4 protein-coding genes and 1 pseudogene are annotated in these 11,007 nt (G+C 76.3%); all 5 read right to left on the bottom strand.

Features of this window, described 5'->3' with window-relative positions; all coding sequences use genetic code 11:
* A pseudogene (locus ACZ434_RS09075) lies at nt 1-2,022 on the bottom strand (hypothetical protein); the annotation flags it as partial.
* Nucleotides 2,019-3,113, bottom strand: coding sequence for a hypothetical protein (locus ACZ434_RS09070; RefSeq protein ID WP_468453418.1), 1,095 nt, complete (start codon nt 3,111-3,113; stop codon nt 2,019-2,021). The pseudogene ACZ434_RS09075 and the gene ACZ434_RS09070, both read right to left, overlap by 4 nt.
* Nucleotides 3,110-4,426 carry a protein kinase family protein gene (locus ACZ434_RS09065; protein ID WP_468453416.1) on the bottom strand — a complete coding sequence of 439 codons (1,317 nt, stop codon included), beginning with the start codon at nt 4,424-4,426 and terminating at the stop codon, nt 3,110-3,112. The genes ACZ434_RS09070 and ACZ434_RS09065 overlap by 4 nt, the downstream gene beginning before the upstream one ends.
* A 64-nt stretch (nt 4,427-4,490) precedes the next feature.
* The gene (locus ACZ434_RS09060; protein WP_468453414.1) at nt 4,491-7,109 is read right to left on the bottom strand and encodes a hypothetical protein; all 2,619 of its coding nucleotides are present in this window, start codon (nt 7,107-7,109) and stop codon (nt 4,491-4,493) included.
* On the bottom strand, nt 7,106-10,954 hold the full coding sequence (locus ACZ434_RS09055) for a tubulin-like doman-containing protein (protein WP_468453412.1): 3,849 nt from the start codon (nt 10,952-10,954) through the stop codon (nt 7,106-7,108). The genes ACZ434_RS09060 and ACZ434_RS09055 overlap by 4 nt, the downstream gene beginning before the upstream one ends.
* Between the last annotated feature and the right edge of the window lie 53 nt (nt 10,955-11,007).

The following is an 11,007-nucleotide window of genomic DNA, read 5'->3' as shown; positions in this document are numbered from 1 at the left end:
ACGTTGCCCGCCGAGGTGTGGGGCGCCGTCATGGTGCCCACCTGTGTGTGGTGTGCCCCCGTGTTGCCCGCCGACGTGTGGGGCGGTGCCGTGTTGCCCGCCGAGGTGTGGGGCGCCGTCATGGTGCCCACCTGTGTGTGGTGTGCCCCCGTGTTGCCCGCCGACGTGTGGGGCGGTGCCGTGTTGCCCACCTGTGTGTGGTGTGCCGCCGCGTTGCTCGCCGATATGTGGGGCGGTGCCGTGTTGCCCACCGTCGTGTGACGTGCCGTCGTGAGGGCCGTCCGCGTGTGGTGTGCCGCCGTGTTGCCCGCCGACGTGTGGGGCGGTGCCATGGTGCCCGCCTGTGTGTGGCGTGCCGCCGCGTTGCTCGCCGATATGTGGGGCGGTGCCATGGTGCCCACCGCCGTGTGACGTGCCGGCACGAGGCCCGTCCCCGTGTGGTGTGCCGCCGTGTTGCCCAGCCACGTGTGGCGTGCCGACATGTGGTCCACCTGCATGCCCTACTCCGCCGTGCGTGGGCGGGTGACCGGTCGGCCAGGAGGACTCCCCGTTCCCGTCCGCTCCGGCCGGGGTCCCTTGGGGCGGCCATGTCCCGTTGCGATCCGGCGGCGGGCCCGTGGGCGGACGCGTGGACGGGTGCATGGGCATCTGGTCGTGCTGTCCGACCACCTGCTCCACCGCGGGACCGGTACCGGACGCCTCCGGGTCCTCGCCCGCGCCCGTCTCCCAACCGCCCGCCGGGTCGGGCCCGTCGGGTGCCGGCGTCGCGGGGTACGCCTCGGCCGTGGGAGCGCCGCCGGCCCGTACGCCGTCGCTCCGCCCACCCGTGTACGACGGCCCAGTGTCCGTTAACGGCGTACGCCCGTCGCGGACCACGGCCGGCCCGCCATCCACCGCCGCCCCGGCACCGGCGCCCCCCTCCGGCCCCGCCGCCACGGCATCGGAGGGCCCGGGTCCCGGCGGCGGCGCGGGCGCCGAGGACGTCGTGCGGCCGGCCGCTGACGGGAAGAGGCGGCTCGTGATGAGGTCGATCCGCTGGTGGTCGGGGGCGTTCGCCGCCTCCGGCACCCGGTCCAGCGGGCGGCGGTAGGCGTCCGAGCCCGGAGACCAGCTCAGGTAGTGGTCCACCAGAACCGTCGCGAGGCGGGCCGCCTCGTCCGTGCCGGGGTCCAGCAGATCGATCCGCCGCAGCCGGTTGTCCTGCTCCGCCGAACCACGCCAGGAGGGGACGAACACGACCCGGTGCGGATGGTCGTCCACCGTGTCGAAGGTGGCGAACGTCCAGCTGTCCGCGCTCCCCAGCCAGGCCCCGAACACCCGGTACAGGCCCCACAGCGCCAGGAACGCCGGATCCGGCGGCTCCGCCTCCGTCGGCGCGCCCGCGCGTGCCTCCGCGAAGGCCCGGTCGAGCTCACCGGCGGGCGCCGACACCCGCCCTCCCGGCGTGCGCAGGAACTGCGCCACCAGGCAGCGCAGCGGCTGCTCGACCAGTCGTACGCCGTCCTCCACCCTGTCCCTCATCCGGGTGGCCAGCGCCCGCGTCCGCTGCCAGGGCAGCGGGTCGATACCGCCGGAGATCCGGTCGGCCCAGCCGTCCTCCGCCCAGGGCGCCGTCCCCAGACTCAGGCAGAGCAGCGGGCTCAGCAGCTGGGGCGGCCCCAGCAGGGCGTGGCAGACGGTGTTGTCGCGGCCCCGGTCGTCGAAGCCGGGGGTACGGCGCAACAGCACCGCCCGGTCGCGGTGGTGGCGCCGGACGATGCTGGGCCGCTGCTCGCTCCCGCGCACCACCCGCAGCACCGGGCCCAGTTCCTCGGCGAGTTCGCGTGCCTCGCGCTCCGGGCAGGAGAAGGCGACCGCCGCGATGCCGGCGCCGCGCGACCCCCGGTTGCCGGCCCAGCGGAAGACCACCTGGTCGAGAACGGCCGCCCGGCCGGTCTCCTGCGGACCGGACGGCCGGGCGGCGGTGCCGTGCGGCGCCGCGTGTTCCTCGGGGCGGGGATGGGATTCCACGGTGTCCGTCACATCCCCACCGCGGCCGGCCCGTCCCCGGCCTCGCCGCCGAGCAGACCGCACATGGAGAGCACCGACACCAGCGGTTCCAGGACCCGCAGCGGCCGGGTGCCGTGCGGGAAGGTGCCCAGGTGGTCGTGGCTGCCGGTGGCCGAGGCGAAGTGCAGGGTGCAGCGCAGGACGCTGTCGAAGGGCCTGACCCAGGCAGGGCCGGAGTGGGCCCGCAGATACGCGTAGGCGTCCCGGCTCTCCGCCTGGAACCGGGCGGCGGAGACCCGCTCGGGCGGCGGCTCGCCGAGCCAGCGGTCCACGGGATGCTCGAACCGCAGCAGATCGCTCTTGTTGATCACGACGGCCGCGGCCACGCCCAGATAGGGGCTGCCGGTGCGCGGCAGCCGGTCCAGCACCGTCTGGAACGCCGGGTCGCCGCCCCGGCTGAACCCCAGCTCGCCGCGCAGGGGGTCCAGATGGGCCATGGGCAGGGCCCGCAGCGGGTCGACCACGAAGATCAGCGCGTCGACGCCCACCATGAAGCGCAGTACCCCGTCGGTGCGGCGCAGGTCCTCACCACTGAGGTCGAAGAACGCCACGGGCCGGGTGGTCCCGTCCGGACCGGTCAGCAGCAGGGCGTCGACGAACGCGGCGAAGGACCGGGACGGGGTGTGCTCGAGCATCATCCCGGAACGCAGCACGTCGACCCGCTCGTCCATGAACGTCTTGTGGTCCTGCGGATTGACGGACTGCCAGGTCACCCCGTAGCGGTCCAGCCCGCCGTCGGTGATCTCGGCGATCATCTGGGTCAGCAGATGCGTCTTGCCCGTCGCGGAGTCCCCGACCATGGCGACGGTCAGCGGGCTCCCGTGGGTGAGGTACGGAACGGGGATGTAGTGGGCCTGCACGTCGTCGGCGTTGCTGCAGCGCTGGTAAGCGGAGCGGAGGGTGTCCGCGAGGCGCAGCGGGCTGGTCTGCCCGTCCAGCAGCAGCTGTTCGTACTGCTGCTTGTCGTCGCGCACGAACAGCTGCCGCTCGTCGTAGGCGACGACCTCCAGGCAGTACGGGCAGAGGATCTCCTGGGCGGTGACGCCCGGCACGGGTGCGGTCATCGGCGGCTGTCTCCTTCGGGTCGGTCCCGGTAGGGACCCGTGGTGCCGGAGGTGCGTCCTCCGCTGATCCAGGTGCGCAGCCTGCTGCGGTCGGGCCGGGTCGGATACTCGTAGCCGGTGAACTGCGCGGGCGGGGCGTCGGGACGGGCGGGCGCCTGCGGCCCGGGGTCGTAGCCGTCGCCCGCCCCGGGGCGTCCGCCGTCGGGCACGTAGGGCCCGGGGACGGGGGCGGCCGGAGCGAGGGTGGCGTGCTTGCGCCGCCTGGTGTCGTCGAACTCGCGGCGGAACTGTTCCAGCGGGTCCGGGAGCAGGGCCCCGGCCACCTCCGCCGCGATCTCGGGCGCCAGGGCGCGCAGCAGGGCGTCCGGTGTCGGCCGGTCCTGCGCGTGCCGGGCGAAGAGCGCGCCCAGGGTGTCGGCGATCGACCGGTGCGAGGGGAGGTCGGCCGGAGGGCCGTCGGGGTTCCCGGGGCGGCCGGTCACCAGCTGGTGCATCACCTGGGCCACGCTCCACAGCGCGTCCCGGGCGTCGGCCGCCCCGAGGCCCGCCCGCTGCTCCGGCGAGGCGAACGGCGGGATGCCGTACGGGACGCGGGGCCGGCCCGCCCGGACCACCGACCCCAGGTCCCACACCTGTACGCCGTGCGCGTCCCAGCGCACGGCCCCGGGGACGATCCCGCGGTGTACCAGACCGATCTGCTCCATCAGCCGCACCACCAGCACCAGGTCCCGCTCGATGACCCGCTGGTCGGCGAGGGACACCCGCTCGGTCGGCCCGGACAGCGGACGGCCCCGTGGGACGGCGTAGAGGACGAACGGCGCGAGGGTGTTCATGTCGTGGCCGACCGGGGTGGGGAAGAGACCGCCGAAACGCGTCCCCGCGTAGGCGCGGTGCAGCGCCGACGCGGCGGTGATCTCCGCCTCCAGCAGGGCGTACGCGGTCCGGTCGGCGGCGGCCTCCTCCGGCAGCCGCACCTGGAAGCCCTGCCAGCCGTCCTCGAAACGGACCGGCCGGGCCACGGCGGGCGGCCGGACCAGCCGCGGGCGGTCCGGACCGAAATGGGCGCGGACCCGGTGCGTGGTGCCCTGCGGGGAGACGAACCCGAACTCCTCGGCGGGTCCCGGCGGCGCGGACTCCCGGCGCCGCGCCCGCTCCTCGTGCCCCGCGTGCTCGCCGCGCGCTTCCCGTTCCCCGCGTTCGCCGCGATCCCCGTCGCCCCCGCGTTCGCCGGGCGAGGGCGGTTGCGGCAGGTGCACCGCGGGCACCGGGACCCGGTCCTGCTCGTGCGGTACGGGCCGGTGGTCGTTCACCATGAGATCCCCACTGCGTTCGTCGTCCGGGCGCCCGAGGCGCGCTCCTTGCTCGTGCGGGCGCGGGTCACCGCTGTGCCCGTTCCTGCCCCTGGTCCGGGGCGCTCCCCCGGTCCCCGCCCGGGTACGTCGTGTCGTCGGCCCAGGTGCGCACGCGGACGCTCTCCACCACTCCCGCACGCAGCGGGATGAGCCGCAACGTGCCCGCGAAGCGGCCGGAGGCCGTCCACACCATGGGGCCCGGCACGGCCCCGTGGGCGTAACCGCCCGGCCGGACGTCGACCACCGTGCGCACGGCCTGCGGGGCGAACGCGATGGACCGGGCCTCGGCCGGATCCCGGCTGAGCAGCGAGAGCTGGGCCGGGGGGCACAGCAGCAGGGGCCGGCCCTGCTCGGTCCCGGTGCCGAGCACCTCGCGCACCCGCTGCGCCCCGATGCCCAGCAGCGTCGTCGGGTCACCGCGCAACCGGTCCCGCCGGGCGAACGACGGGGCGGGCACCACCCCGTTGTCCCGCAGGTGCAGCCGCGCGGCGGCGATGGCCCGGCCCACCGCCGTCTCCAGCGTGGTGGGCGCGCCGCCCGGGCCCGGCGTGCCGTCGGCCGTGCCGGCGTAGCGGCGCAGCGCGTCCACGGTGGCGTCGGCCAGGTCGGCGACGAGCGTGGGCACCAGGTCCGGCCCGCCGTCACCCGCGCCCCGGTCGAGCCACGGCGGGTCCGCCGTCGGCGCGCTCCGGGGCCGCGCGGACGGTCCGGGACCTCCCCCCGCCGCCGGCCGGCCGGCCGGTGACGCGTCGGGCGGGCCGGCCGCCGCCCAGGGCCGGTCCGTCCGGGCGGCGGCGCCCCACCGGTCGCCGTCCTCCGTACCGTCGTCCCAGGACGCCTCCGTCCACGACGTGTCCCAGTCGGGGTCCGCCCAGTCCTCCCGCGCGGCCGGTCCGCCGTCGTGGCCCCGCGGCACGTCCGCGGCGGTCCGGCCGCCCTCCGCCTCGAGCGCCGCACCCCGCAGCACGGCCGCCAGGGTCCTGGCGCCGTCGGCGCAGCGGGTGCGTTCCTCCGCGGCCCACCACTGCCGGCGCAGCGCGTCCGCCAGGACGGCGTCGACGCCCGCCAGGTGGGCGGAGAGCTCCGCCGTACCGGTTGCGTCCCACCAGGCGGCCATCCCGCGGCGCCACCAGGCGGCGACGCACAGGGCGGAGCCCGCGACGCCGAGCAGCACCCCGGCGAGCGCCGCCTCGCGCGGTACGGTGACCAGCCGGCCGAGGCCCACCGCCGCCGCCGTACCGAGTAACAGAGCGGCCGCCCGCGCGGTGTCCGCCCGGTGGGTCCGGCCACCGGCCGTTCGGCCCGGGTGGGCGGCCGTCGCCAGCGCGCCGCCGAGGAAGAACACGGCCGCCGTCGCCAGCACCAGCAGGGTGCCGGGCCAGGGCCACAGCGCGGACAGGAAGGCCGCGGCGGCGGTCAGGCCCAGATCGCCCGCACGGGCACGCGCGAAGTACAGGGGCGCCCCGGTCGACACCCGCCGCAGCGACGCGTCCGGACAGACGCGTTCGAGGTCGCGCAGCCCGGCGGCGGCGGGCACCGGCGCCACCCGCTCCGCCAGCGCGGACAGCCGGGCCGCCACCGCACGCAGCGGCAGCCCGGCGCCGAGCAGCTCCGCCGTGCAGCGCTGGAGCCCCTCGTCCGTACCGCCGGCGGACCGGTGGTCCGGTGCCGGGAGTTCCACGCCCGCGTCGGCGAGGCGGGCGAGCGCGTCACCCGGCGGGACCCCGGGCGAGCCGCTGTCGCGCAGCACCCCGGCCACCCCCTCCCGGTAGCGGCGCAGGGCGTCCACCGCCCGCTCGACGGCCCGCGGCACCCGGCCCGCCGTCCGGCGTCCCGTCAGCAGGGCCGCGGGCGCGTCGAGCCGTGTGCGCGCCTCGTCGAGCTCCGCCAGCGCCCGGACACCGGCCGCGCGGGCGGCGTCCGTCGGGCCGCCGGACCGCAGCAGGGACGCCACGGACTGTTCGGGAGCGGGACCGAGCAGCGCGGCGATGCCCGCGGGCAGGTCCTGCGCGGCGGGAGGGGCGGCCACCGGTGCCTCGCCGCCCGCGAAGCGGGCCAGCGCGGCACTCCACGCGCTGTCCCGCACGGCGGCCGACAGATCGTGCTCCAGGACCCGCAGCGAGAGCGCGGCGGCCGGGACCGGCGCGTCGCGCAGCTCCGACAGCACCTCGTCGAAGATCTCGGGCACGCGCAGCAGATCGGTCAGTGAGGCGAGCGCCGCCTCCGTCTCCGCGGCCGGGTCGGCCGTCCGGGGGTCGTGCCCCGCGAGCGGGTCCGCCGCCCACAGCACCCCGGTGCCGGAGGACTGGAGGGCCGACGCCAGCCGCAGCCGGCGGCCGGCGCCGTCCACGGGAGCGTCCGCCGGACCGGCGGTCCGCTGCGGCTGCGACAGGTCGCCCACCACCAGACAGAGCAGGCGCACCGAGCCGAGGGTGGGAGTGGCGGTCACCAGCTCGTACGCCTCCGCGTGCGCCGTCAGCCCGTCCGGCTCGTCGATCACCAGGAAGCGCAGGTCACCGGCGTCGGCGCGGCCACTGTCGGGCAGGCGCTCACCGATCCTGCGGCGCAGCCCCGCGCCGTCGGCGGGTACGTCCCCGTCGTCCCGGAAGTCGAGCACGACCACGGGTACCCCTGTCAGGCTCACGCGTGGTTCTCCCAGTTCTCTCGTCCCCCGTCACCGCTGGGGGCGTCCTCGTCGGGCCAGTCGACCTCGCCGTCGGTGTCCGCGATGCCCCACGGCGTCGCGGGCCCGGTGCCCGGCCACCCGGGGTCGGGCTCCGTCTCGCGCGGATAGGCCGGGTACTCGGGCGCGCGTGCCGCGACCGGTCCGGGCGCCGGGCGCCCGGCGGGGGCGGGCCGGCCGGCGGGCGGGGCCGCCGGTGCCACCCCGCCCGGGTCCGGGTGCGAGGGGTCCGCGACGCCGCCGAAGCCGGCGGCCTCGGCGCGGACCCGGTGCCCGGCCGGGTCGCCCGTGCGGCCGGGCCCCGTCCCCACCGGGTCCGGCCACGCGTGCGGCGGTGCGCCCTCCGGCGGAGCGGACCGGCGCCCGGTACCCGGGTCGTCGTGCGGCCGGGCGGCGGACGGGCCGTCCGCGGTGTGCCGGGCGCCGGGGCCGGAGTACGCGGTGCGGCCGGTGCCCGGCGCGGGCTGCGCGGGGGCGCCGAAGGAGCCCGCCCGGGGTGCGGATCCGGTCGCCGGGCTCCACGCCCCGCCTCCCTGTTCGGGCACCTGCGGCCGCCGTGACCCGGGCTCCCTGCGCCCCCACTCCTCCTGCTCACGGGACCGGTCGTGCTCCCACTCGCCCCGGGCCCCGTACCCCCGGTCGTCGTACGGCGCGGCCCCCTCCATGGCACGGCCCTCGCGCACCCACTCCTCCAGCTCCCGCAGGGTGGGGTGGGCGGCCTGCTCGCTCTCCGGGAAGGGCAGGTCGAGCGCCCCGGGCAGGGTCTCGGCCCAGAACTCCCGCAGCCGGCGGGCCCAGTCGGCCACCCGGTCGCCGTAGCGGCGCTCGCGCTCGTCCAGCAGCGCCAGCTGACGGGGCGCCACCTCGTGGACGAGCTTGAGGTACAGCTCCGAAGGCTCACTGCCGGAGGTCCCCAGGCCGTGCGGCAGGGTGTTCATCACCACCTGGCAGTAGCTCTGCACGATGTTCTCCTCCGCCAGCAGCGCCCAGCGCTCGTACGCCCGCAGCAGCCCCGCCCAGCTGGAGACGCCGTCCTGGTACTCGTCGAGCCGCAGCTGGATGCCGGGCGCGTCCGGGCTCCGGTCGTCGTGCAGCCGGATCCGCAGCCGCAGCGGCGACGCGGCGTCGCCCTGGTAGTCGATCTGCCCGTTCCACAGGGCGCACAGCAGCCGGTTCAGGATGTGCGTACGGTCGTCGGGGGTGCTGGCCAGCCAGTCGTCGCGGTAGCCGAGCCGCTGACGCCAGCGCAGCACGTCCTCGTCACGGCGGCCCTCCTGCGCCTTGGCCCACTGGCGCAGCACCTTGCGCGCCTCCGGCACCTCGGTGAGGCTCATCTCGCTGCGGAACAGCACCACGGTGATCGAGTCGGTGTCCACGGCCCGGAACTCGATGGTGCGGCGGCTGTCGGCGGGCAGCCGCAACTGCTTCTCCAGATACGTGTCGACGGCCACCCGGCGCGTCCCCGGGTAGGTGATCAGCACCTTCAGCCGGCCGTTGCCCTCCGGTGTGAACGCGGCCGGCAGCAGCCCGGCGAGCTTGTAGCGGAACTGCTCCAGCGCCTTGGTGCTGACCTGGTCGGCGGCCTCGCGGTCGCCCGCCGCCGCGGCCAGGAGGGTGCTCATCCGCGGCAGCAGGGCACGCGCCCGGTGTCCGTCGGGACGTTCGGCGAAGAGCCGCTGCACGCGGTGCTTGAGAGCCGCCTTGACCTCGGCCACCACGGCGTCGGAGGAGTGCCGGCCGGAGGCGAAGGCGGACCGCCGCAGATCCGCGTCGACCAGTTTGAGCATCAGGGCCGCCTCGTCGCCGTTGGGCCCGAGCTGGTCGCTCTCCACCAGGCGCTCCATCAGCGTCTGGTAGAAGCGCCCCAGGTTGCCCTGCGGCGGGAGCAGGTACGACACACCGGTCCGGTCGTCGTACAGCTCCTTGACCTGCGCGGCGTGGGCGCGCGGCTGGTCGTCCACGTGCTTGCGGAACGACTCGGCGACGACCTGGACGTCCCGCTGCAACAGGCTCGCGGCCTGCCGCCAGCGGGGCTCCTGCTCGCTCCACGCGCGGTGCCAGACGGTGCGGGCCCGCCACTTGTACCACCGGTCCTGCGCGCTGACGACGGCCGCCACCTCGTCGTCGGCCCAGCGCGGCCGGGGCCCCACCACGCGGCCCTTGATCCGCGGCACCGGCGGGGGCTGCACGTCCACCCCGGCGGGCCGCGCGGGATCCTGCCGGCGGTTGTCGAGCATGCCGAGGAAACCGAGCCGGGCCACCGGGTCGGCGTCGCCGGGCACCCCCGTCACCACCCGGCCGAGGGTGAACAGGTCGGTCTTGTGCAGCAGTTGCTCGGCCGCGCTGCGCGGCGAGAAACCCTCCACCAGCGTGGGCATGCGGTGGGCCACCCGCCGTTCGAGGTCCGCCAGCAGCCGCCGCATCTGCTCGACGCGGTCGCGCAGGGCGGTCTCGATGTCGCCGCTGCCCCGCGGCAGCGGATCGGGCTCGGTCACCTCCAGCGGGTCGCGCCGCCACAGTTCGCCCAGCCCGGCGGCGGTGAACATCTCCCGCACCAGCGGGGCCGTCTCGTGCGACGCCGGCGCCGAGGTGTCGGTCAGCCGCTCCACCGCCTGGGTCAGCATCTTCGCGGCGACCAGCTCCGCCAGTTCGTCCAGCGGCGCCGTCATCGACGCCACCAGGCTGGTGGAGATGCCCTGGCGGCCGATGCCGGTGGCGGAGCGGGTACGGCGGCTGATGTCGCCGTTGACGAAGTTGCTGGCGAAGGTCTGGTAGTCGTCGTCGCGTCCGCCGCCCCCGGCCTCCCCGAGGTCCAGGTCGGTGCCCACCAGGGACATGACGAGGGAGACGATGGAGCGCCGCAGGTCGTCCGGGCGGACGCCCGCCGTGGGGCTGAACAGGAAGGCCGTGGGGACGGTGCCGGGCCGCAGGGACACCGGGTGGACCTGCGGGTAGCGGATGGTCAGGGACTCCTGGAGTTCGACGTCGCCCAGTTCCGTCTCGGCGTCGGGCGCGTTCTGCTCGTCCACCAGCCGGGAGAGGTCCACCACCGCGCGGGCGGCGTTCAGCTCCGCCTCCCGGCCCCCGCCCTTCGCCTCCGGGAAGGCCGACGGCATGACCACCAGGGGGTAGATCCGCGCGCCCCGGAACTTCTTGTCCTTGAACGCCTGCCCGATCAGATGCAGGTAGTCGAGGAAGATGCCCGCTCCGGTGCCGCCGGCGACCGAGAACGCCACGAAGACGTCGCAGCCGTTGATCGAGTCGCCCCCCACCTCCTGCAGCTCCCCGCCGGAGCCGGCGATCGCGTCGATGGCGCGGTGCAGCGGCCGCAGCACCGGGGCGGGGCCGTCGGCCAGGGTGGCGAACAGCGCGGCACGGCCCACCGTGGGCAGCTGGCCCGCGCCGTTGCGCAAGGGGTTGATCTTGGGCTCGCCGGTGTGCGGGGGCAGCCAGTCGGCGACCTCCTCGCGCAGCAGGGCCCGCAGCATCCGCGTCACTTCCGGAGAGCTGTCGAAGTCGGCGGGCAGCAGGTCGTGGGTGGCCCGCGAGGTGCGGCTGTACGCCTGGCGCAGCGCGGCGTCGGCGCTCAGGTGCGGCAGCCGGGCCAGCTCGCCCTCGCTGTAGTCGGCGTAGACGAACTGCAGGCAGCCGGGCAGCTCGTAGGGCAGACGCCCGCCGCCGCTGCCGGTGAGGGCGGTGCCGTCGGGTCCGCAGAGTTCGGCGCGCAGCCGGCGCTCCAGTTCGGCGCCGATCAGGCCGCCGGTGCCGCCGAGGCCGACGAACAGCATCGGCTGGAAGATCTTCATCGCTTCGTTTCCCCCCTGCCGGGTGCCTGCGCACACCGGCGTTCGGTGGATCC

This window comes from Streptomyces sp. NPDC030893 (genome assembly GCF_055571535.1).
Note: the sequence above shows the minus strand (reverse complement) of the source record. Positions and strands in the feature narration are given on the sequence as shown.

Bases quoted from the DNA above. Each gene is read 5' to 3' on its own strand.
- ACZ434_RS09070 (WP_468453418.1), bottom strand. From the start codon at position 3,113: ATGACCGCACCCGTGCCGGGCGTCACCGCCCAGGAGATCCTCTGCCCG.
- ACZ434_RS09065 (WP_468453416.1), bottom strand. From the start codon at position 4,426: ATGGTGAACGACCACCGGCCCGTACCGCACGAGCAGGACCGGGTCCCG.
- ACZ434_RS09055 (WP_468453412.1), bottom strand. From the start codon at position 10,954: ATGAAGATCTTCCAGCCGATGCTGTTCGTCGGCCTCGGCGGCACCGGC.